Genomic DNA, 22665 nt, shown 5'->3' on the forward strand with positions numbered 1-22665 from the left:
CATACGGCGGGAAGCGCGCAATATGTGACGGTGCCGCTGCGTGTCCGATCGTTATGGTCGCGGCGCGGCTCACTAGAGTGCCCGGCATGCGGATCCTGATCTCGGCCGACATGGAAGGCGCCACGGGGGTCACCTGGACCGACGACGTCGTGCCCGGGAGCCCGCAGTGGCAGCGGTTCCGGGGCATGTTCACCGGCGACGTCAACGCGGTGCTGGCCGGCCTGTACGCGGCGGGCGCGACCGACGTGCTCGTCAACGAGGCGCACTCGTCGCAGCGCAACCTGCTGCTGGAAGACCTCGACGAACGCGCGCGGATGCTGACCGGGCGGCACAAGCCGCTGTCGATGATGCAGGGCATCGATTCCGGTGTGGACGGTGTGGTGTTCCTCGGCTACCACGCCGGAGCCGGGTTCGACGGCGTCCTGTCGCACACGTATCTGGAGAACCAGATCACCGGCGTGTGGCTGGACGACGTGCCGGCGAGCGAGGGCAGGCTGAACGCGGCGATGGCGGCCGAGTACGGCGTGCCGGTGCTGCTGGTCAGCGGCGACGACCAGACCTGCGAGGACGCGCGCGACTACGCGCCGGACGCGGAACTGGTGCAGGTCAAGGAATGCGTGAGCCGGTACGCGGCGATCTGCCTGCCGCCGGCGCGCACGGCGAAGCTGCTGGAAACCGGCGCGCGGGAGTCGATGGCGCTGGCCGGGCGGGCCGAGCGGACGCCGGGGCGGCACCGGATCGAGGTCGAGTTCGACGCGAGCCATCTGGCGCAGGCGACCGCGGTGATCCCGACCGTGGAGCAGACCGGGACGCGGCGGGTCGCGTTCGAGGCGCCGAGCATGACCGAGGCGATGAAGGCGTTCAAGGTGGTCACGGCCATCGCGGCAGGGGCGGTGCAGGGCATTTATGGCTGAGATCGACGTTGTTTCGCTGTGCGCGGACCTGATCCGGTTCGACACCACCAACTGGGGCGACGGGGAGGCCGCGGGCGAACGCCTCGCCGCCGAGTACGTCGCCGAATTCCTTGGCCAGTACGGGGTTTCGGCGCGGATTCTGGAGCCCGAACCGCAGCGGTCGAATGTCGTCGCGCGGATCCCGGGCACCGATCCGACGCTGCCCGCGCTTCTCGTGCAGGGGCATCTGGACGTGGTGCCCGCAGCCGCCGCCGATTGGTCTGTACCGCCTTTCTCCGGCGAGGTCCGCGACGGATTCCTGTGGGGCCGCGGTGCGGTCGACATGAAGGATTTCTGCGCGATGGTGCTGGCCGCCGTCGCGTCCGGGCTGCGGCCGCGGCGCGATGTCGTGCTGGCGTTCGTCGCCGACGAGGAGGACCGCGGCGACTACGGCGCGCACTGGCTGGTCAAGGAGCACGCGGACCTGTTCGAGGGCTGCGCGGCTGCGATCAGCGAGTCCGGCGGGTACAGCTATCACGTGCCCGCCGCGGACGGCCGGAAGGTGCGGCTGTACCCGGTCGGCACCGCGGAGCGCGGGACCGCGCACCTGCGGCTCACCGCGAGCGGGCGCGCCGGGCACGGGTCGCGGCCGAACCCGGAGAACGCGGTCGTGCGGCTGGTCGGGGCGCTGCAGCGGATCGCGGACCACCGCTGGCCGGTGCAGCTGACGCCGACCGTGCGCGCGTTCCTGGAACGGACCGGCGCCGCTTTGGGCGTGCCGGTGGATCTTTCGTCGGGCGACGCGGTCGACGAAACGGTGGCGCGGCTGGGAACGGCCGGGTCGCTGGTGGTGCCGACGGTGCGCAACAGCACCACGCCGACGATGCTCGACGCCGGGTACAAGGTGAACGTGATCCCGTCGAAGGCGAGCGCGCAGGTCGACGTCCGGGTGCTGCCGGGGACCGAGGACGAGCTGTTCGCGGTACTGGATTCGTTGCTGGGCGAGGGTGTCACGCGGGAATTCGTGGCGCATCAGCCGCCGGTGCAGGCTCCGGTCGATTCGCCGTGGTTCGACGCGATGGCCGGCGCGCTGCGGGCGGAGGATCCGGAGGCGGTCGTGGTGCCGTACTGCATGGGCGGCGGGACGGACGCGAAAGCGTTCACCCAGCTGGGGATGGCGTGCTACGGCTTCGCTCCCCTGGCGCTGCCGGAGGGCTTCCCGTACCGGGCGATGGCGCACGGCGTGGACGAGCGGGTGCCGGTGGACGGGCTGCGGTTCGGGACGCGGGTGCTGACGCGGTTCCTGGAGTCTTGCTGAGGTTCACGGGTCGACGCGCTGGACGGTCGCCAGCCAGGCTGGAAGACCGTCCGGCGCGAACCGGGCGACGATCCTGCTGTCTCGCAGGGTTTCGATGTGCCAACCGGTTTCGCTCCGGAAAGGCGCTTCGAGTTCGGCGCGGGCGACCGGGTGCGGGCCGGAGTCGCCGCCTGCGTCGCGGAAGCACAGGACGTGCAGCCTCGCGCCCGGTTCGGTGACGGACGCGAGGCTGGCGACGTAGGTCTGGCGTTCCCTGGCGTCGAGGGTGTGGAACAGCCCGCAATCGAGGACCGTGTCGAAGATCCGGTCCACAGTGGACAGCCGGAACGCGTCGCCGACCGCGAACTCGGCTGCGATCCCCCGCTCGCGGGCTTTCTCTTTCGCTTGCGCCACCGCGGTTTCCGCGACGTCGATGCCCACAATGGACAGTCCCGCCACCGCGAGATGCAGCGCGTTCTCCCCGGTTCCGCATCCCGCGTCGAGGACCGTGCCGCGGAACGCGCCCTCGGCGGCGAGTTCGACGATCGCCGGTTGCGGGCGTCCGAGGTCCCACGGGGCCGGACCGTCCTGATAGGACTCGTCCCACGGACGGCCTGCCTGGCGTTCGTGGCTTGTCGCGGGACGGTCCTCGGGCATCAGCGGGTGAACTCCGCCCACCAGCGGCTGTCGTCGCGGACCCGTTCCAGCGAGGCGAGGGTGACGCCGTCGCGGCCGAAGGACTCGACCTCGGCTTTGCTGAGCGGCCACGGCGGCCCTTCCCAGGTGGCGAGGTCGATGCTTTCCTCGGCGACCGCGCCGACGACGAGCGTGCCGCCCGGGGCGACGAACCCGGCGACCGAGGCGATGGCCGGGTCGTGGACGTCCTTCGGCATCGACTGGACGGTCATGATCTCCACGACCAGGTCGAAGGCGTAGTGGAATTCCGCGGGCGGGGTGAGCAGGTCCGCGGTGCGGTAGGAGACGACGGTGTCCGGGAAGCGGTTGAGCACGGCTTTGATCGCGCTGGGCGAGACGTCGAAGGCGGAGGTCTCGTATCCGGAGGCGGCGAGGAGTTCGGCGTCGTCGGCCATCCCGCAGCCGACGACCAGTGCGCGGCGCCCGGCTCCGGGCCGTTGCTCGATCCAGGCGGCGAGTTCCGGCGAGGGCTTGCCGCGGTACCACGGCAGGACGGCCTCTCCGGCTTCCGCGGCCGCGTACAGGGGCTCGAACCACCCGGTGGGGTCACCGTTGGCGAGTGCGAGTCCGGCCCGGCGGCGGGCTTCCTCGTCGGGATCGATGGCGTCGTCTGGCATGGGCTCTGTTATACCCGCCGGGCCTGGGCGCCGGTGCGCTCGACTGGCCGTGCGGCGCCACCCGGTTGCCGCAGCCGCCGCCCCGCGCGGTTGTCCGTTTCCGGTCAGGTTTGCGGGGCGGCCTTGACATCGATGTCACCCGCGCGTTGAGCTTCCGGGGCCCCGAGTCCCGATCCCTTTCCCCGATCCCCGATCCCCCTGACGAACTGGGAGCAATGATGCCCCGAAGCGCCAGACCGTTCCACGTCGTGCTCGCCGCGGCCGTGGCGGCGGCGGGCCTGGTCGTCCTTCCCGCCGCGGCCGGCGCCGCGCCGGGCGAGGCCGCCCCGCCGGACTTCGTTTCTTCGTTCGAGCCGACCGATCCGCCACCGGTCCAGGACGCTGTCGACACCGATGCCGCCGGGAAGCCGCGGGCTTCGGGCGTCGACGGCGCGAACGGGACCTCGATCCCCGGCGACATCCGGGGCAAGGTCACCGACCTCAGCGCGACCAGCGAGAACACCGGCGGCGGCGAGGTCGCGGCGAACCTGATCGACGGCAGCACCGGCACGAAGTGGCTGTCGTGGGACCCGACTGCCTCGGTGACGTTCACGTTGTCGGAGCCGACGAAGATCACGCACTACGCGGTGTCCTCGGCCAACGACGCGCCCGGCCGCGACCCGCAGGACTGGACGCTGCGCGGTTCGAACGACGGGCAGAAGTGGACCGATCTGGACAAGCAGTCGGGCCAGTCGTTCGACAAGCGGTTCCAGCAGAACGACTACAAGCTGTCCGCGCCGAGCGACGCGTACCGGTACTACCAGATGGACGTCACGCGCAATCACGGCGACGACATCATGCAGTTCTCGGAGCTGCTGCTGGCCAACGACGATCCGGCCCCGCCGCCGTTGCCGAACATGCGCAGCGTCGTGGATTCGGGCCCGAATCAGGGCTACACCAACAAGAACCGGGTCGGGTTCACCGGCAAGAAGGCGTTCCGCTACTCCGGCAGCCAGCCCAAGGCCGGGCACGGGTACTCCTACAACAAGGTCTACGACGTCGACCTGCCGGTGACCGGGACGACCGAGCTGTCGTACAAGGTGCAGCCGCAGTTCGTCGAGGGCGATCTGAAGTACCCGAGCACGAACGTCGCGGTCGACCTGGACTTCACCGACGGGACGCATCTGCGCGATCTCGGCGCGACCGACCAGTACGGGTTCCCGCTGACGCCGGAGGGACAGGGCGCGAGCAAGGTCCTCTACGCGAACCAGTGGAACCTGGTGCGTTCGGCGATCGGGCGGGTCGCCGCGGGCAAGACGATCGACCGGATCGCGATCGGCTACGACAACGCGAACGGCCCGGCGCAGTTCGCGGGCTGGCTGGACGATCTGAAGATCTCCGCGACGCCCACCCCGCCGGCCAGCACGCGGCCCAGCGACAACGTGCTCACCACGCGCGGCACGATGGCGAACGGCACGTTCTCCCGGGGCAACAACTTCCCGGCGACCGCGGTGCCGCACGGTTTCAACTTCTGGACGCCGGTGACGGACGCGGGTTCGGCGAGCTGGCTGTACAACTACCATTCGCAGAACAACGCGGACAATCTCCCGCAGCTGCAGGCGTTCAGCGTGAGCCACGAGCCGAGCCCGTGGATGGGCGACCGGCAGAGCTTCCAGGTGATGCCGTCGGCCGCGAGCGGGGTGCCGGACGCGAACCGCGACAAGCGGGCGCTGCCGTTCACGCACGACAACGAGGTGGCGCGGGCGCACTACTACGGCGTGACGTTCCAGAACGGGATCAAGACCGAGATCGCGCCGGCGGATCACGCGGCGATGATGCGGTTCTCCTTCCCGGGCAATGATTCCAGCCTGATCTTCGACAACGTCAACAACTCCGGCGGTCTCACGCTCGACCCGGCGCACGGCACGCTCTCCGGGTATTCCGACGCGAAGAGCGGCCTGTCCGCGGGCGCCGGGCGGATGTTCGTGTACGCGACGTTCGACAAGCCCGTCGCGACCGGCGGGAAGCTGACCGGGCAGAACCGGGACAACGTGACCGGGTATCTGCGGTTCGCCGCGGGCGCGGACAAGACCGTGACGATGCGGATCGCGACGTCGCTGATCAGCGTCGACCAGGCGAAGAAGAACCTGGAGCAGGAGATCGCCCCGGACGCCGGGTTCGACTCGGTGCGGGACGCGGCGCAGCAGGCGTGGGACAAGCAGCTCGGCGTGATCGAGGTGCAGGGCGCGTCGAAGGACCAGACGGAGACGCTGTACTCCAACCTGTACCGGTTATTCTTGTACCCGAACGAGGGTTTCGAGAACGTCGGCACGAAGGAAGCGCCGAAGTACCAGTACGCGAGCCCGGTGTCGCCGAAGACCGGCACGGACACCGCGACGCAGACCGGGTCGAAGGTCGTCGACGGGCAGACGTATGTGAACAACGGGTTCTGGGACACCTATCGCACGACGTGGCCGGCGTATTCGCTGCTCACGCCGGACATGGCGGGCAAGATGGTGGACGGGTTCGTGCAGCAGTACCGCGACGGCGGCTGGATCGCGCGCTGGTCCTCCCCCGGTTACGCGGACCTGATGACCGGCACGAGCTCGGACGTCGCGTTCGCCGACGCCTACCAGAAGGGCGTGACGAACTTCGACGTCAAGTCGGCCTATGACGCGGCGCTGAAGAACGCCACGGTGACGCCGCCGAACTCGGCGGTCGGCCGCAAGGGTCTGGACCAGTCGGAGTTCCTGGGCTACACGCCGAACTCGACCGGCGAGGGCTTCTCGTGGGCGATCGAGGGCTACGTCAACGACTTCGGCATCGCGAACCTGTCGAAGAAGCTGTACGACACGGCCGCGGCGAACGACCCGCGCAAGGCGGAGTACCTCGAGAACTACCAGTACTTCACCAGCCGCGCGCAGCAGTACGTGAACCTGTTCGACCCGAGCACCGGGTTCTTCCAGGGCAAGGACGCGAGCGGGAAGTTCACGAAGGCCAAGGCCGACTACGACCCGCGCCAGTGGGGCGGGGACTACACCGAGACCGACGGCTGGAACATGGCCTTCACCGTGCCGCAGGACGGGCAGGGGCTGGCGAATCTCTACGGCGGCAAGGACAAGCTGGGCGCCAAGCTCGACCAGTTCTTCGCCGACCAGGAGACCGCGGACTTCCCGGGCAGCTACGGCGGCGTGATCCACGAGATGCGGGAGGCGCGGGACGTGCGGATGGGCCAGTACGGCCACTCCAACCAGCCTTCGCACCACCTGCTCTACATGTACGACTACGCGGGCCAGCCGGCGAAGACGCAGGCGAAGGTGCGCGAAGCGGTGTCGCGGCTGTACACCGGCAGCGAATTGGGCCAGGGCTACGCGGGCGACGAGGACAACGGCGAGATGTCCGCGTGGTACGTGTTCAGCTCGCTGGGCTTCTACCCGCTGCAGATGGGCAGCCCGGATTACGCGATCGGGTCGCCGCTGTTCACCAAGGCGACCGTGCACCTGCCCGGCGGGGACCTGGTGATCAACGCGCCGAAGAACTCGGCGAAGAACGTCTACGTCCAGGGACTGAAGGTCAACGGGAAGAACTGGACGTCGACGTCGCTGCCGCACGACGTGCTCGCCCACGGCGCCACGCTCGACTTCGACATGGGCCCGAACCCGTCGGCGTGGGGCACCGGCGCGGGCGACGCGCCGAAGTCGATCACCACCGGCGACGCGGTGCCGACGCCGTTGCACGACGAGACCGGCCCGGGACTGGGCACGCTGTCCACTTCGGACGGTTCGGACGCGTCGGCGTTGGTGGACAACACCTCGCGCACGCAGGCGAAGGTGACGGGTGCGGTGCAGTACCAGCTGAAGTCGACCGACGAGGCGGTCACGCACTACACGCTCACCTCCGGCACCGGCGCGGGCGACGCGAAGAGCTGGACGCTGAAGGGTTCGTACGACGGGAAGAGCTGGAGCGTCGCCGATCAGCAGACCGACCAGTCCTTCCCGTGGCGGCAGCAGACCCGGGCGTTCGCGGTGAAGAACCCGGCGCACTACGCCTACTACCGGCTGGAGGTCACCGCGACGACCGGCGGTCCGGCGACGCTGGCGGAGTTCGAGCTGCTGGGCCGTCCGGACGCGTCGTGCGGCAAGACGCTGACCGGCGTGCAGAACGGCCCGCTGACCGTGTCGAGCGGCGTGGTGTGCCTGAACGGCGCGACGGTGTCGGGTCCGGTGAACGTGGCGCGCGGCGCTTCGCTGATCGTGCGCGGCGGCCAGATCACCGGACCGCTCGCGGCGGCGGGTGCGGCGCAGGTGGTGCTGAACCGGACGAAGGTGTCCGGGCCGGTGTCGATCACCGGCAGCACCGGTCCGGTGTCGATCGAGCTGACCGACATCTCGGGCCCGGTCAACCTGACGGGGAACCAGGGGCCGCTGATCACGAGCAGCACCGTGGGCGGGCCGCTGGCCTGCACCGGCAACTCCCCCGCTCCGACCGATCACGACCTGGGCAACACGGTCCGCGGTCCGTCCGCGGGGCAGTGCGCGAAGTTCTGATCGGCTGATTTCCGGCATATCGCCGCAGGCCAGGGGTTCGGATTCGTTCCGGGCGCCTGGCCTGCGGTGTTTGGCGGGCTATTTGTCCGGGCAGTCGGCTTCGGTCCAGGTCGCGATCAGGTCGCGGCTGACGACGGTGAGCGATCCGGCGAGGAAGCCGATCTCGTGGCTGCATCCGTGGTCGTGGGGCAGGATCTCGTCCAGCGTGACCGGGTGGAAGCCGGTCCAGTCGGCCGGGTCGTGCGCGAGAGTCTTGACGCCGGCGTAGCGGATGGTCAGGTCTTCTTCGTGTTTCCAGCAGTTGTGGCGGAAGCCGAGCCGCAACCAGTCCTCGCCGTCCGTTGTTCCGCGCACCAGCGTTTCGAGCACGAGGTCTTTGACGCACCGCTGTCCGGGGAAGTTGTAGTGCTCCGGGTCGGCGGCGAACGCTCGTGCGCCAGGCGGGAGCTGTGCCGAGAGAGCGGGCAACAGGCGGAGATACGGTCGAGGATCGAGGTAGTTGCCCGTGCCGGTCGCTTCGACTTTGACGTGTTTCATCGCCGCACCAGCTTATTCGGTGGCTCGCGCATCCGACGCCATGGGAGCGTCGGCCGATGGAGATCAACTACGCCTGGCGGGCCGCCCTGTCCGACGCGCAGCTCGTCACCCTCACCGAAGCGCACGGCGGAACCGCGGAACCCGGCTGGTGGGACCGCGCGCGGCAGCACAGTCTCGGCTGGGTCAGCGCGCACGACGGCGACACCCTGGTCGGCTTCGCGAACCTGGCCTGGGACGGCGCGGACCACGCTTTCCTGCTCGACCCGAAGGTCCACGCGGACTGGCAGCACCGCGGGATCGGCACCGAACTCGTCCGCCGGGCCCGCGAGGCAGCCCGGGACGCGGGCTGCGAATGGCTGCACGTGGACTTCGAACCGCGTCTGCGCCCGTTCTACTTCGACGCCTGCGGGTTCCTCTCCACCGACGCGGGGTTGATCAGGCTCACCGCGAGCTGATCCGGCACCGCCGGTGCGGGAGCGATTACCGTGGGGACCGTGACCACGGCTGCGTTCTTCTCCTCGTTCGAAGCGGGCGATCCGCAGCCGGTCGCGGGGGCTCGGGTGGACAGCGGGCCGCGCCGGGCGCCGACCGCGAAGAGCGGCGTCGGGTTCACCGGGGCGAAAGCCTTGCACTACCAGGCCGGGCCGCCGGTGACGCTGTTCGAGGTGGACGTTCCGGTCACTGACCACAGTGCACTGTCGTATGTGGTCTTCCCGGCGTCCGACGGTCCGGTCCCGAGCTACCGCAGCACGTACGTGGCGCTCGACGTCGAGTTCGACGACGGCAGCCGTGCCGGGTTCTCGCCGGAGGCGAAGAAACTCTACGTCGACCAGTGGAACCTGGTGCGCCGTCCGCTGGGCGCGTTCGCGGGACGGCGGGTGCGGCGGATCCTGCTGGCGACCGGGTTCGACGGCGACGCGACGGGGTGGCTGGACGACGTCCGGATCGCCGAGCATCCGCCGCGGCGCGACGACCCGGTCGACTGGGTCCGCACGACTCGCGGCACGCATTCCAGTAACGAGTTCTCGCGCGGCAACACCTTCCCGGCCACCGCTGTCCCGCACGGCTTCAACTTCTGGACCCCGGTCACCGACGCGCGGGCGCTGAACTGGTTCTACTCCTACCATCGGCACAACGACGAGCGGAACGAGCCGCGGCTGCAGGCGTTCGGGCTCAGCCATCAGCCGAGCCCGTGGATGGGCGACCGGCACACCTTCCACCTGATGCCCGGCGCCGGCCCGGTCGAGCCGGACCGCGTGCGGCGTTCGCTCGCGTTCGGCCACGACGACGAGACCGACCGGCCGCACCATTACCGAGTGCGGTTTCGCACCGGCATCGCCGCTGAGGTCGCGCCGTCCGAGCACGCGGCGATGTTCCGGTTCGCCTTCCCCGACGGCCGCGGCTGGGTGCTGTTCGACAATGCCCGCAACCGCGGCAGCCTCCGGATCGATGCCGAGCGCGGGATCGTCACCGGGCACACGTGGGTGCGCAGCGGGCTGTCGACCGGCGCGCGGCGGATGTTCGTCTACGCCGAGGCTGATCAACAGCCGTGCGGCGGCGGGCGGATCCGGCGGCCGTTCTGGCGGACGGTGACCGGGAGCCTGGAGTTCTCCGCGCCGGAGGTGACGCTGCGGATCGCGACGTCGTTGATCAGTCTCGCGCAGGCGAAACGGAACCTGACGCTGGAAATCCCGCCGGGCACGACGTTCGACCAGGTCCGGGACCAGGCGCGGGAACGCTGGCAGGAGGTGCTCGGGCGGGTCGAGCTGGAAGGCGCGTCCGAGGACGAGCTGACCACCTTCTACTCCAGCCTCTACCGGATGTTCCTGTACCCGAACGTCGCGCACGAGAACACGCCGCGCGGCATCCGGCACGCGAGCCCGGTCGTGCGGAGTTTCCGGCCGAGCACGCGGCGGCGCACCGGCGCGAAGGTCGTCGACGGCGAGTTGTACGTCAACAACGGCTTCTGGGACACCTACCGCACGGTCTGGCCCGCGTACGCGCTCCTCGCGCCGCGCCAGTGCGGCCGGATGATCGACGGTTTCGTGCAGCAGTACCGCGAAGGCGGCTGGATCGCCCGCTGGTCCTCCCCCGGCTACGCCGACCTGATGACCGGAACCAGCTCCGATGTCGCGTTCGCCGACGCGTATCTGAAGGGCGTCACGAACTTCGACGTCGAGGCCGCCTACGACGCCGCGCTCAAGAACGCCACCGTCACCCCGCCGCGCGCGGGTGTGGGCCGCAAGGGGCTCGACCGTTCCGCGTTCCTCGGCTACACGCCGGCCTCGACGCGCGGCGGTCTGTCCTGGGCGCTCGAAGGCTGTCTCAACGACTTCGGCCTCGCCAACCTGTCCGACGCGCTGGCCCGGGAAAGCAGCGGCGCGCGGGCCCGCCGGTTCGCCGACAACGCCGTCTACTTCCGCCAGCGCGCCCAGCACTACGCCAACCATTTCGACACGCGGGTCGGCTTCTTCCAGGGCCGCACCCTCGACGGCGGCTGGCGGCACCCGGCCGCCGGGTTCGACCCCGAAGCGTGGGGCCCGGACTTCGTGGAAACCAACGCCTGGAACACCGCCTTCTCCGTGCCGCACGACGGTCCCGGCCTGGCCGCGCTCCACGGCGGCCCCGCAAGTCTCGAGGCGAAACTCGACGAGTTCTTCCGGACCCCGGAGACCGGCCAGGGCGGCCGGATCCACGAGATGACCGAGGCCCGCGACGTGCGGATGGGCCAGTACGGACATTCCAACCAGCCCTCGCACCACATCCCGTTCGTCTACGCCTTCGCCGGAGCGCAGGCGAAACTGCAGCGCACCGTCCGCGAGGTGCTGCGCAGGCTGTACCTCGGCAGCGAACTCGGCCAGGGCTATCCCGGGGACGAGGACAACGGCGAGATGTCGGCCTGGTATGTCTTCACCGCCCTCGGTCTCTACCCGTTGACCGTCGGCAGCCCGCGGTACGCGGTGTGCGCGCCGCTGTTCCGCTCCGCCACCGTGCACCTCGAGAACGGAAAGGACCTGGTGATCCGAGCACCCCGCGCCGCGAGCGCCGACAGCGAAGCCGACACGCCGTACGTGCACGGCCTGACTGTCGACGGCGAACCGCACCCTTCGGCCACCCTCGCCCACGCGGTCCTCGCCCGCGGCGCGGTGCTGGAGTTCGACGTCCGCGCCGAGCCCGGCGACTGGGGCACCGAACCGGTCACCCCGGTCGCCCCCGCGCCGCTCAGCGATCTCACCGGCGCCGGGATCGCCGCTTTGACCGACAACACCAGCCGCACCCAGGCCGTCTTCCGCACGCCCAGGCCGACCATCACCTTCACCGCCGAAGGCGAGCCGCGCGAAGTCGTCCTCTACACGCTCACCTCCGGCGCCAGCGCGGGCGATCCCCAGGAGTGGGTGCTCGAAGGCTCCGACGACGGACAGCAGTGGCGGACCCTGGACGAACGCTCCGGCGAGGTGTTCCGCTGGCGGCGCCAGACCCGGCCGTTCGTGCTCGTCAACCCCGCCGCGTGCCGGCACTACCGGCTGCGGGTCCGCGCCTCGACCCGGCGGCGCGTCGCCCTCGCCCAGTGGGAGCTGCTGGCCCGATGATCACCGACGTACGCAACGCCTTCCTCGACCGGCTGGCGGCAGCCGACCCCGGCCTCGTCCGGCTGCGGCTCGCCGCGTCGGCAGTCCTCGGCATCGTCATCGCGGTCCTCGCGATGCTGCCGCTGCACTTCCCGCTCACCACCACGCTCGTCGCGGCCATCGCGGCGATGATGAGCGCGTTCACGGTCAACGACGCCACCAGCGGCGGCCAAGCCGTCACGCTGCTGCTCGCACTCGTGGTGGGGGCCGCGTCGATCACCGCCGCCTGTTTCGGCTCTGCCTACGCGCCCCTCGACAGCATCGTCTTCGTGCTGCTGATCTTCGTCGCGGTGTACGTGCAGCGGTTCGGCGCGCGCGGCATCGCGCTCGGGTCGATGGCGTTCTTCCTGTTCTTCTTCCCGATGTTCCTGCAGGCGCACCTCGCGCAGGTGCCGCACCTGCTGATCGCGCTGGCGATCGGCGTCGCGGCGAACGCGGTCGTGCGGTTCCTTCTGTTGCGCCGCAACGCCGAAAGCGAGCTGATCCGCTACCGCCAGGCTTTCCGGGCACGGCTCGGCGCGGCGGTGCGCGCGACCGAGGCGTACATCTCGTCCGGCGGTTCGGACCGCAGCAACCGGCAGATCCGCACGTCAGTGGAACGGCTGCACGAGGTAGTCCTCTTGATCGAGGACCACGCTCCCGACGTGGTCGACGACCGCCGCGCCGACCAGCTGCGCCGCCGGGTGATCGAGGTCGAGCTGGCCGTGCAGTGGCTGGTGATCACCGTGCGGCGGACGTGCTCGCAGCCGCTGCCCGAGGGCGTCGCCGACGATCTCGTGGCGCGGCTGTCCCGGTTCCGGTCGCTGATGGAACGCGATCCGCGCGACCTGCCGCTGATCAGCCAGACCGGCGAATACAGCCGGATGCTCGTGGAAGGCAGCCGGATCGACGAACGCGCGCATCCCGGCGACGGCGTCCGCCGTGCGATCGCCGAGCTGGCGGTGGCGGACGACCGGGCGCAGCGCATCGCGAGCCTGCAGGCAGAAGTGGACTTCCCGGCGGAAGAGGACGAGGAAGACGAGCCGACCAAGGCGTTCGCCTACGACAACCAGACGCGCGGCGCGATCCAGGCCGTGCTCGGCGGCGGGCTCGCCGTGCTGGCCGGGCAGCTGATCTCGCCGCAACGCTGGTACTGGGCGGTGCTGACGGTGTTCGTCGTGTTCATCGGCACGTCCAGCGCGGGCGCGCGGTTCGTGAAGGGCATGCGCCGCACCGGCGGGACGCTGCTGGGCATCGTCGGCGGAGTCGCGCTGGCGCTGCTGGTCAGCGGCAACACCCCAGCGATCCTCGCGCTGCTGCTGGTCTGCGTCTTCGGCATGGTCTACACGGCGCGGGTTTCGCAGTTCCTGATGGCGTTCTTCGTGACCAGCATGCTGGGCTTGCTCTACAGCCTGCTCGGCACGTTCAGCATCGAAGTGCTGTGGATCCGCGTCGCCGAAACCGCGGTCGGCGCCGCGTGCGGGCTGCTCGCCGCCGTGGTGGTGCTGCCGGTCCGCACGCGCGCGGTGATGCTCGACGACATCGCGATCGCGCTCGACGAACTGCACGAGTTCGTCGAGTCCGCCGCGACGCTGCTGTCCGGCCGGGAGAACGTGAACATCATCGAGATGTCCCGCGACCTCGACCGGGCGGTCGAGCAGGTGCGGCTGACGATCGAACCGCTCACCCACCCGATCAACCTGCGCAGCGCCCGCCGCGACTACGGCTGGCACGTCCTGACCACGTTGGAGGGCATCGCCTTCCGCGCCCGGCACGTGGCCGCCCGCGCGCAGCCCGGCCAGCTCGCCGGACCGGTTTCCGAACGGCTCGACCAGTTCGCCGGCCGGATCATCGCGAACGTCGACCTCGTGCACGAAGCAGTCAGCAACCCGGGCAGCACCCGGCTGCGCAAGCTCGTGCGCGACGACGGCACCCCGGTCGCCGACCGGATCGACGAGGCCGAAACCCGCGCGGTGCTGTCCAGCCTGAGCCACCTCGACGAAGGGCTCATCGCGCTCGGCCGCGTGCTGGGCGTCGGCGCGCAGGACCCGCCGCGGCACAGCTGACCTACGCGGAGGCGGCGTCGAGGATCCGCAGCTCGTCGTCGCTCAGCTGTACGTCCTGCATCGCGACCAGCGCCGGAACCTGCTCGACGGTGCGCGCGGACGCGATCGGAGCGGCCACCGTCGGCTGCTGCGCGAGCCAGGCCAACGCGACCGTCGGCATCTCCGCGCCGCGCGCCTTCGCGACCTCTTCCAGCGCCGCCAGCACCTTCACGCCGTGCTCGGTGTCCGCGTACCCGCCCGCGAGACCGGGCAGGTTGCGGATGTTGTCGACCTGCTGTCCGGGCCGGTACTTGCCGGTCAGGAACCCGGACGCCAGACCGAAATACGGGACGCAGGCCAGCCCGTGCCGCTCCGCGATCCCCCGCCGCTCGCTCTCGTACTCCCGCGCGACAAGGTTGTACTTCGGCTGCAGCGCGACGTACTTGGCCAGCCCCTCGCGGTCGGAGAACTCCAGCGACGCGGCCAGCCGTTCCGGGCTGATGTTCGACGTCCCGATCGCGCGGACCTTCCCTTCCTTCACCAGCTCGTCGAGCGCGGCGACGATGTCCTCGACCGGGACGGACTCGTCGTCGAAATGCGTGTAGTACAGGTCGATCCGCTCGATCCCCAGCCGCCGCAACGATTCCTCGGCCGCGGCCTTGATGTTCGCCGGAGCGAGCCCCTTGAACCGCGGGCTGTCCCCGACCTTCGTCGCGACCACCACGCCGTCCCGGTTGCCGCGCGCGGCGAGCCACTTGCCGATGATGGTCTCGGACTGCCCGGCCTCGTTGCCCGGGAAGTGGTACATGTACGAATCGGACGTGTCGAGGAAGTTCCCGCCCGCCTCGGCGTAGGCGTCCAGCACGGCGAACGACGCCGTTTCGTCGGCGGTCCAGCCGAACACGTTCCCGCCGAGGCACAGCGGGGAGACGGCGAGGTCGGATGAGCCCAGTGTGCGAAGTGCGACCATGATCGCATTCAAGCACTCCCCGCCCCGGGCATGCCCGTGCCGACGGGAGATTCTGCCCGTCCGTGCCTTGCCCGGCCGGCGAGCTGGCAAGATCTTCCTTCTCGGACAGCTTTCTGGGGAGGCAGCTGATGCGAAGACCGGCAGTCGACGACCCGCTCTGGATCGGGCAGTACCGGGTGGTCGCGGAACTGGCCCGGGGCGAGACGACCCGGGCACTGCTCGGCAGCGGACCCGGCGACCGTCTGGTCGCGCTCACGCTGGCGCCCCGGCAGTCCGGCGAAGCCGCGGCGCTGAGCGCGGTGCTCGAGGCCGACCCGGACGCATCCACGCCTTGGTGGGCACAGGAATTCCATCCCGGTCCCTCACTGCAGGACGTGCCCGACGCCCTGCCCGAACCCGCCGTGCTCCGGCTGGCCGCCGGAATCGCGGCCGACCTGGCCCAGCTCCACAGCGCCGGGCTCGCGCACGGCAGACTGACGCCGTCCCACATCCGGCTCACCAGCAGCGGAGCGAGGCTCATCGCCCGCGCGACCGGCGACGACCCGGCCGACGACCTCCTCGCGCTCGGCACGCTTCTCGCCGCGAAGTCCGCGCTTCCCGAGGCGCTCCGCCCGTGCCTCGCGGAAAACCCCGCCGACCGGCCCACGGCCGCCGAACTGCTCGAAGCGCTCAGTCCGTCCGCCGACCCGTGGCCGCCCGCCGTCGAGAAGCTCATCGCCGAGCGCACCGCCGAACTCGCCCAGTTCCTCGACGGCCAGCCGGTACCACCGGACGAGTCGGTGATCTACCAAGTCGCGGACTCCCCGCCGCCCCCGCGCCGTCCCGCCCCGCGCCGGCGGATCCTGATCAGCGTGCTCGCCCTGGTGATCGCCGGACTCGCCGCCTGGATCGCCTGGCCGGACCCGCCCGCACCGGACGCGCTTCCTCCCGCACCCCCACCGCCGCTCGTCGAATCCGGGTTCCTCGTCGCGCGCGGGCATCCGCAATTCGCCACGTTCAACAACGACGGCCGGCTCCTCGCCACGGCGAACGCCGACTTCACCATCGACGTCCTGGACGTCGTGACCCGCAAACCGGTCGGACCGCGCATCGGCCCCTTCCCCGAAACCGGCCTGCCCGGCATGACCTTCCGCGCTGACGGCATCACCCTGGTGACCTCGCAGGTCAAAGACAACCAGTTCACGGCGCGAACCTGGGACCCGCGAACCGGCCGGGAAATCGGCGAGCCCCTCGTGCTCGAAAACATCGACCGCGGCGGCGCCTGGCCCGAGCTCAGTCCCGACGGCAGCGTCGCGGCGGTGCCGACGGCCTCCCCGCGCGGGACCGAACTGTGGCGCGTCGCCGACCGCACCCGCATCGGCAGCATCGAAACGCCGGCTGCCTTCCGGAGCTCGGCATTCAGCCCCGACGGACGCACCCTCGCCGTCTACCAGTGGGACGGCCACTCCGCCCACACCAGTCAGCTCGACCTGTGGGACACGGCTTCGCTCAAGCCAGCGGGAAAACCGATCGTCTTCGCCGAAACCGAGCCGATCTGCTGCCTCGCCTTCCGGCCGGACGGCCGGACGCTGATCACCACCAGCGCCGGAGCCGGTGGACCGCCGGAGGTGCGGCAGTGGGACACCGCCACGCACGAGCAGCTACGTCCGGCCTTTTCCCTGGTCCAGGCTTCCGCCTACGGGGAGATGAGGGACGCCTACGTCTTCATGGCCTCAGCCGGGCTGGACGACCAGCACCTCCTCGCGATCGCGGCGGGAACCGTCACGGTCCGGGACCTCGACGGCAAACAGGACGGAGCCGGTCTCCCCGGAATCCTCGGCTTCGCGGTCAGCCCGGACAGGAAAACCATCGCCACCACTACCGGCTCGACGGCGGACATGACCGTGCACCTGTGGCGAAAACCCTGACGCCGCACCAAATGCCGCGACGGAGTGCTCGATCCATGCTCCCGCCACCGTTGAACTAGGCGGTACTCCAAGCCACACCAGCCTGGCCCGTACCGGTGCCTCCGCCGGATCAGCGAGCGAAAGCAGGCGGTGCGCCCATCGGACTGAGGTGCATCCCCGCGATCCGCCACCCGTCCTCGCCGCGGACGAGCACGTGCGTCGCCCGGAACGTGCCGTCGACGCGGTTCCCCTGATGAGTCGCTTCCTGATCGTGCACGCCGATCGCGATCGCCGTGTCCCCGTGCACGCGCACCTCGACGTCACGCCAATCCAGCCGCAGCGTCGCCAGCGCGCCGGACCGGTAGCGGCCCAGCCACTGCTCCCGGTCGAGCACGAAGCCGAGCGGCCCGACGAGCCGAAATCCGTCGGCCACCATGGCGCCCAGCGTGTCCGTGTCGCCCGCGACCTCGGCGGCGACCCAGCGTTTCCCCAGTTCAGCGATGTCCGCGGTGTCCATGATGCCCTCCGGTGACTGTCGATGAGACACCACAAACGTTAGATATCTAATCATTCGTCGTCAAATGATTAGAGTTCGACGAACCTGCGGTACCGTCTCCCCGTGCCCCGACCCGCCACGCCCCCGCTCGGCGTTCTCCTCGCCCGCACCGCCAAGACCGCGGGCCAGGCGTTCGACCGCGCGCTGGCCGAGGTCGGCGGATCGCAGCCGGTGTGGCAGATCCTCATCGCGCTCAAAACCCGCCGGCACGCCAGCCAGCGCGAACTCGCCGACGCCGTCGGCATCCAAGGCGCGACGCTCACCCACCACCTCAACGGCATGGAAACCGCGGGCCTGCTCACCCGCACCCGCGACCCGGAAAACCGGCGCGTGCACCAGGTCGAGCTGACCGAATACGGCGAACGGACCTTCCACCGCCTCGCCGACGCCGCGATCGCGCACGACAAACGGATGCGCCGCGGATTCACCGCCGACGAGATCGCGACCCTGGCCGCATTGCTGTCCCGGCTCACGGAAAACGTCACGCAAACGGACCCGTGAGCGTTCCGAGGAAGCGCTCACGGGTCCGAGTCAATGCGGTTACGGCATTGTCGGGCAAGTCTTCCAGGAGAAGTGGTAAACCGTCTGGACACTGCCGTCCGTCGAGTCCATCGTCAGGAAGCTCGTCGTCTTCGCCGGGTCCGAAGAACCGGCATACGCCCGCAATTCAGTGTTGATGTTCAGGTTGCGCTCCTGGCCGCACGGTTCGTAGATAATCGCGTCGATGTCCGTCGAATCCGAGAACTGCCAGTCATTGTCGTAGAACCCGTCCAGCCGATGCGTCTCGTACGCGGTCGGCGAGTTTCCCTGGAAGTAATAGTTCGCGCGCTCCACGCCGTACGCGCCCTTTTCGAGGTGCCCGAATCCGCGGTAGTCCGCCGAGGCGATTCCGTACGTGAAGCCCTGCGGCACGTGCACGCGCAGGCCGATCTGGCAGTTCTTGCGGAAGTCCGTCGGCTGCGCGCCGACGCCTACCTGCGCGGTGTATTGGCTGTAGGTGACGGTGAAAGCGGTGTTGTCCGTGGAAACCGAAACCGCGGACGTGTCCGGCGGGCAGCCGGTCCCGTTCACGGTCGCCACGTCGATGATAATTTTGTCCGGCGGAGGATTCTGCGGCCAGGAATGCGGGGTAATAGTCGAAGAAAGGGCCAAAAGTGCAGCGGCCATCGTGGTAAGCATGGGTTCCTTCCCATTACTTCCGATGCGGGTGGGGGTTTCGACAGGGTAGCGCGGGAACTACTCTCCGAGTCCCACTGAATGGAGCAACGTAACTGCTTAGCTGCGCACAGCAACGTGTTGACGAGTCGTTGACAAAAGCTATTATGGACAATTGACGAATCAACAAAAATGATACAAAAATACACGACGCAGAACCACCGGACCCGGCTGGTCCGGACAATCGGCCGAAAACACGCCCGAAAACCGGGGCAATTGGGACGGTTCGAGCCCGCGCGTCCCTCCGCGCCGGCCCCGGCCTCCCGCGCGATTCGGCGGCTCGCGCCGGCACGGCAGCCCATGACGTGCGCGGCCGCCGAACTCCGCGGCGCCGGACCCGCCCCGCCCGCAACGAGATCGTGATCTCGAGTTACGCCCTTCGGCGCGCGACTTAAGGCGGATCGCACCGGCCGCGAACGTGACCTTGGCTACCGTGACTGGACGCACCCGGACGGCGCCCGCCAGTAGGGCTAGCATCCTCGGTACTAGCCAAAGTCGTCTCAAGCTGGAGAAGCGCAATGACCCAAGCCCCTGTCAACGTCACCGTCACCGGTGCGGCCGGCCAGATCGGCTACGCGCTGCTGTTCCGCATCGCGTCCGGTCAGCTGCTCGGCGCCGACACCCCGGTGAAGCTGCGGCTCCTGGAGATCCCCCAGGCGGTCAAGGCGGCTGAGGGCACCGCGATGGAACTGGACGACGGCGCGTTCCCGCTGCTGGCCGGCATCGACATCTTCGACGACCCGAAGCAGGCCTTCTCCGGCGCGAACATCGGCCTGCTGGTCGGAGCCCGCCCGCGCAGCAAGGGCATGGAGCGCGGCGACCTGCTCGAGGCCAACGGCGGCATCTTCAAGCCCCAGGGCGAGGCCATCAACGCCGGCGCGGCCGACGACATCCGCGTGCTGGTGGTCGGCAACCCGGCCAACACCAACGCGCTGATCGCCCAGTCGCACGCCCCCGACGTGCCCGCCGAGCGCTTCACCGCGATGACCCGCCTCGACCACAACCGCGCGCTGGCCCAGCTGGCCAAGAAGCTGAACGTGGCCGTGACCGACCTGAAGAAGGTCGCGATCTGGGGCAACCACTCGGCCACGCAGTACCCGTCGGTGCAGCACGCCGAGGTCAACGGCAAGAACGTCGCCGAGACCATCAACGACCAGGCGTGGCTCGCCGACACCTTCATCCCGACCGTCGCCAAGCGCGGCGCCGCGATCATCGAGGCCCGCGGCCTGTCCTCGGCCGCGTCCGCCGCGTCGGCCGCGATCGACCACGTCTACACCTGGGTCAACGGCACCGCCGAGGGCGACTGGACCTCGGCGGGCGTTGTCTCCGACGGCTCCTACGGCGTCCCGGAGGGCCTCATCTCCTCCTTCCCGGTCACCGCGAAGGACGGCAAGTACGAGATCGTGCAGGGCCTGGAGATCGACGAGTTCTCCCGCCCGCGCATCGACGCCTCCGTGGCCGAACTGGCCGAGGAGCGCGACGCGGTCCGCAAGCTGGGCCTGATCTGAGGTTCGTTTTCCGCGATGGCCGCCCCGGTTTCGGGGCGGCCATCGTTCGTTCTCGACGTCTTTGCGGTTGGTTTGAGCGGTGCGGTGACTCGGATGCCTGGCAATAGCGGAGTCTTTACCGATCGCCCGCCGTATAGGTCGTTATACAGTTGAGAGTAGTTCGTGCAGCCGGCTGGCGATGCCGAAGTCGGGCACCGTCCGCGTGCCGTCTCGGAGGTCCGCCGCCAGCTGTTCGTAGACCCGGCCTACGTTCGCCGCCTGGATCGGCACCTCGCTGGGCTCGCTCACCGGAACCACCGTCCACTCCGGACTCTCCGGGCGCGACAAGCGAAGCTCCAGCTTGCCGATCTGCAGTTGCGCGGCCCACGGATCGGTCTCCGGCACAGAAGTCAGCGAAAGACTCCCCTCGGTGCCGGCAATCTCGATCCGCGTCCGCGGCACCGCTGCTTCCCCGTCGTGCAGATGGACGGACACCACTGCCCCGCCGTCGAGTTCCGCGTGTGCCAGGAAATGGTCCGGCGCCGTGACCTCGATCGGCTCCCCTGTCTCGGCGACGCGATGCGAGCCGTTCCGGATCGCGGTGCGGGCGGCCAGTTCGCGGATCGGCCCGAGCAGGTGCTGCACCAGGTCCAGTGTGTGCCCGCCGAGGACTTCGACCAGTCCAGCCCCGGCACGACGGTCGTAGGTGTAGGCCGTCCAGCCTGGGACGTCACGCGCGTTTCCCTTGCCGCGCGAGCTGTAGACGGTCGCGGACTGCACGGTGCCGATCCGGCCCTCGACGATCGCCTCGCGGGCCCGGCGGACGGGCGGAGAGAACCGCGCCTGCAGCCCGACGGCCGTGTGCACTCCGGCCCGCTCCCCCGCCGCAGCCAGCGCGGCGGCTTCCTCAGCGGTCGTCGTCAGCGGCCATTCGCAGTACACGTGCTTGCCCGCCTCAAGCGCGGCCGTCACCAGCTCCACATGCGCGGGAACCTTCACGGTGACGACAACCAGGTCAACGTCCGGATGCTCGGCGAGACTCCGGGCGTCGGTGAAGGCGTACCGGGCGCCGAAGCGAGCGCGCGCTTCTTCCGCACTACTGGTGCGAGTGGTCGCGACCGCGGCGAGCGAGAAGCCCGGAGACGCGGCGATCGCGGGAATGTGCGCCCGCCCGGCCCAGCCCCGGTCCGGGTTCGCACCGAGGATTCCGACGCCGATCGGCTTGGTCAAGTCCCACCTCCAGTAAGCGGGTCAACGTGTTCCGTTTCCGTCAAGCTACCAGAAGCGGAACATCATGACCCGCTTGATTTAGACTGCGGGCATGCAGGACTCCGCCGTCGCAGCGCTGCTCGCCCAAGGCCAACCGCGTGCGGACGCCCGGCGCAACGTCGAGCGGCTGGTCGCAGCGACTCGCGAGGCGCTGGACGAACTCGGGCTCGCGGTCACCACGCGCGACATCGCGCAGCGCGCGGGCGTCGGCCTCGGCACGCTGTATCGGCGCGTGCCTTCACTGGACGCACTCCTCGCGGCGATCCTCACCGACACCATCGACGAGATGACCGACCGCGCCGCACACGCACTCGACTCCCCCGACGCGTGGCAGGGATTCGCCGAGTTCGCTGAGAGCTACGTCCAGCTGCGCGCGTCCAGCTGCGGACTGCACGACGCACTGTCCGGCCTCGGCGAACGGCTTGACCTGGAGCCGCGCATCACCCGGCTGCAGCGAGCAATGCGGGCCCTCGTTCAGCGCGCGCAAAAGGCCGGCGTGCTCCGCCCCGACCTCGACTGGCGGGACGTCCCGTTCGCCCTCGCCACCGCGATCCCGCCCGGCCACACGATCGGCCTCGTCCCGGGCGGCGACCAGTGGCGGCGGAATCTCCGCATCATCCTCGACGGCCTGCGCCCGGCACGATCGCTTGCTCCAGAAGGCCCTGCAGCACCCGCTGCTCCTTCGGATTGAGCCCGGCCAGCGGCGAATCCCGGGTCAGCAATTCGAGCAGCCGCTCCCGCAACGCCGTGCCGTCTTCGGTCAGGACGAGATGCTTGGCGCGGCGGTCGGTCGGGTGCGCGCGACGCTCGATCAGGCCCTGTTTCTCCAGCTTGTCGACGACGAACGTCGCGTTCGACGGCTCGCAGCTCATCCGCTCGGCCAGCTCGCGCATAGTCATCGGACCAGTCAGCTCCCGCAGCGCCGTCGCCTGCGCCGCGGTCAGCCCCAGCGTCACCGCGCGCTCGCGGACGTGGTCGGCGATCTGCTGCGCCAGCCCGTTCACCAGGCCGCACAGTTCCCGCTCGGCGATCGCCTGAGGTTCCGTCATGCTCCCATCCTAGC

Annotated in this window: 18 protein-coding genes; 10 read left to right on the forward strand and 8 right to left on the reverse strand. The window is 69.7% G+C overall.

Annotated features, from left to right (window positions below):
- Positions 1 to 86 precede the first annotated feature (86 nt).
- Positions 87 to 914 carry a M55 family metallopeptidase gene (locus ACZ7OI_RS13360; protein WP_344275397.1) on the forward strand — a complete coding sequence of 276 codons (828 nt, stop codon included), beginning with the start codon at positions 87 to 89 and terminating at the stop codon, positions 912 to 914.
- The gene (locus tag ACZ7OI_RS13365) at positions 907 to 2211 is read left to right on the forward strand and encodes a M20/M25/M40 family metallo-hydrolase (RefSeq protein WP_470264452.1); all 1305 of its coding nucleotides are present in this window, start codon (positions 907 to 909) and stop codon (positions 2209 to 2211) included. The genes ACZ7OI_RS13360 and ACZ7OI_RS13365 overlap by 8 nt, the downstream gene beginning before the upstream one ends.
- Positions 2212 to 2214: 3 nt before the next feature.
- On the opposite strand, the gene ACZ7OI_RS13370 is transcribed toward ACZ7OI_RS13365, so the two are convergent.
- Both ACZ7OI_RS13370 and ACZ7OI_RS13375 read right to left on the reverse strand, forming a co-directional pair.
- Positions 2215 to 2847, reverse strand: coding sequence for a class I SAM-dependent methyltransferase (locus tag ACZ7OI_RS13370; RefSeq protein ID WP_470264453.1), 633 nt, complete (start codon positions 2845 to 2847; stop codon positions 2215 to 2217).
- Positions 2847 to 3503, reverse strand: coding sequence for a class I SAM-dependent methyltransferase (locus tag ACZ7OI_RS13375; RefSeq protein WP_470264454.1), 657 nt, complete (start codon positions 3501 to 3503; stop codon positions 2847 to 2849). Before ACZ7OI_RS13375 ends, ACZ7OI_RS13370 begins: the two co-directional genes overlap by 1 nt.
- A gap of 218 nt (positions 3504 to 3721) precedes the next feature.
- Between ACZ7OI_RS13375 and ACZ7OI_RS13380 the strand changes: the two genes are divergently transcribed.
- On the forward strand, positions 3722 to 8029 hold the full coding sequence (locus ACZ7OI_RS13380) for a GH92 family glycosyl hydrolase (protein ID WP_470265171.1): 4308 nt from the start codon (positions 3722 to 3724) through the stop codon (positions 8027 to 8029).
- A gap of 78 nt (positions 8030 to 8107) precedes the next feature.
- On the opposite strand, the gene ACZ7OI_RS13385 is transcribed toward ACZ7OI_RS13380, so the two are convergent.
- Positions 8108 to 8566 (reverse strand): hypothetical protein, encoded by a 459-nt coding sequence (locus tag ACZ7OI_RS13385; RefSeq protein ID WP_470264455.1) that lies wholly within the window; start codon positions 8564 to 8566, stop codon positions 8108 to 8110.
- A gap of 56 nt (positions 8567 to 8622) precedes the next feature.
- Here ACZ7OI_RS13385 and ACZ7OI_RS13390 point away from each other — a divergent pair, with 56 nt between their 5' ends.
- Genes ACZ7OI_RS13390 through ACZ7OI_RS13400 form a run of 3 tightly spaced genes read left to right on the forward strand, consistent with a single transcriptional unit; the run spans position 8623 to position 14240 of the window.
- Complete coding sequence (locus tag ACZ7OI_RS13390) at positions 8623 to 9021, forward strand: GNAT family N-acetyltransferase (protein ID WP_470264456.1); 399 nt, start codon at positions 8623 to 8625, stop codon at positions 9019 to 9021.
- A 39-nt stretch (positions 9022 to 9060) separates the two neighbouring features.
- Positions 9061 to 12156 carry a GH92 family glycosyl hydrolase gene (locus ACZ7OI_RS13395; protein WP_470264457.1) on the forward strand — a complete coding sequence of 1032 codons (3096 nt, stop codon included), beginning with the start codon at positions 9061 to 9063 and terminating at the stop codon, positions 12154 to 12156.
- Positions 12153 to 14240, forward strand: coding sequence for an FUSC family protein (locus ACZ7OI_RS13400; RefSeq protein WP_470264458.1), 2088 nt, complete (start codon positions 12153 to 12155; stop codon positions 14238 to 14240). The genes ACZ7OI_RS13395 and ACZ7OI_RS13400 overlap by 4 nt, the downstream gene beginning before the upstream one ends.
- Before the next feature lies 1 nt (position 14241).
- On the opposite strand, the gene ACZ7OI_RS13405 is transcribed toward ACZ7OI_RS13400, so the two are convergent.
- Positions 14242 to 15189: an aldo/keto reductase gene (locus ACZ7OI_RS13405; RefSeq protein ID WP_470264459.1), complete on the reverse strand. Its 948-nt coding sequence runs from the start codon at positions 15187 to 15189 to the stop codon at positions 14242 to 14244.
- A gap of 128 nt (positions 15190 to 15317) precedes the next feature.
- Between ACZ7OI_RS13405 and ACZ7OI_RS13410 the strand changes: the two genes are divergently transcribed.
- Positions 15318 to 17096 carry a hypothetical protein gene (locus ACZ7OI_RS13410; RefSeq protein ID WP_470264460.1) on the forward strand — a complete coding sequence of 593 codons (1779 nt, stop codon included), beginning with the start codon at positions 15318 to 15320 and terminating at the stop codon, positions 17094 to 17096.
- A gap of 109 nt (positions 17097 to 17205) precedes the next feature.
- Here the strand turns inward: ACZ7OI_RS13410 and ACZ7OI_RS13415 are convergent, their stop codons facing one another.
- Positions 17206 to 17592, reverse strand: coding sequence for a nuclear transport factor 2 family protein (locus ACZ7OI_RS13415; protein ID WP_470264461.1), 387 nt, complete (start codon positions 17590 to 17592; stop codon positions 17206 to 17208).
- Positions 17593 to 17694: 102 nt separating this feature from the next.
- On the opposite strand from ACZ7OI_RS13415, the gene ACZ7OI_RS13420 reads away from it, so the two are divergent.
- Complete coding sequence (locus ACZ7OI_RS13420; protein WP_470264462.1) at positions 17695 to 18132, forward strand: MarR family winged helix-turn-helix transcriptional regulator; 438 nt, start codon at positions 17695 to 17697, stop codon at positions 18130 to 18132.
- Between the two features lie 39 nt (positions 18133 to 18171).
- On the opposite strand, the gene ACZ7OI_RS13425 is transcribed toward ACZ7OI_RS13420, so the two are convergent.
- Entirely contained in the window at positions 18172 to 18810 is a 639-nt protein-coding gene (locus ACZ7OI_RS13425) for a DUF4360 domain-containing protein (protein ID WP_470264463.1), read from the reverse strand.
- 554 nt (positions 18811 to 19364) lie between these two features.
- Between ACZ7OI_RS13425 and ACZ7OI_RS13430 the strand changes: the two genes are divergently transcribed.
- Complete coding sequence (locus tag ACZ7OI_RS13430) at positions 19365 to 20354, forward strand: malate dehydrogenase (protein ID WP_470264464.1); 990 nt, start codon at positions 19365 to 19367, stop codon at positions 20352 to 20354.
- Positions 20355 to 20495: 141 nt separating this feature from the next.
- On the opposite strand, the gene ACZ7OI_RS13435 is transcribed toward ACZ7OI_RS13430, so the two are convergent.
- The gene (locus tag ACZ7OI_RS13435; protein ID WP_470264465.1) at positions 20496 to 21563 is read right to left on the reverse strand and encodes a Gfo/Idh/MocA family protein; all 1068 of its coding nucleotides are present in this window, start codon (positions 21561 to 21563) and stop codon (positions 20496 to 20498) included.
- A 91-nt stretch (positions 21564 to 21654) separates the two neighbouring features.
- On the opposite strand from ACZ7OI_RS13435, the gene ACZ7OI_RS13440 reads away from it, so the two are divergent.
- Positions 21655 to 22293 carry a TetR/AcrR family transcriptional regulator gene (locus ACZ7OI_RS13440; protein WP_470264466.1) on the forward strand — a complete coding sequence of 213 codons (639 nt, stop codon included), beginning with the start codon at positions 21655 to 21657 and terminating at the stop codon, positions 22291 to 22293.
- Here ACZ7OI_RS13440 and ACZ7OI_RS13445 read toward each other — a convergent pair.
- Positions 22217 to 22651 carry a MarR family winged helix-turn-helix transcriptional regulator gene (locus ACZ7OI_RS13445; RefSeq protein WP_470264467.1) on the reverse strand — a complete coding sequence of 145 codons (435 nt, stop codon included), beginning with the start codon at positions 22649 to 22651 and terminating at the stop codon, positions 22217 to 22219. The genes ACZ7OI_RS13440 and ACZ7OI_RS13445 overlap by 77 nt on opposite strands.
- Between the last annotated feature and the right edge of the window lie 14 nt (positions 22652 to 22665).

The sequence above is a fragment of the Amycolatopsis sp. NPDC114503 genome, from assembly GCF_055633655.1.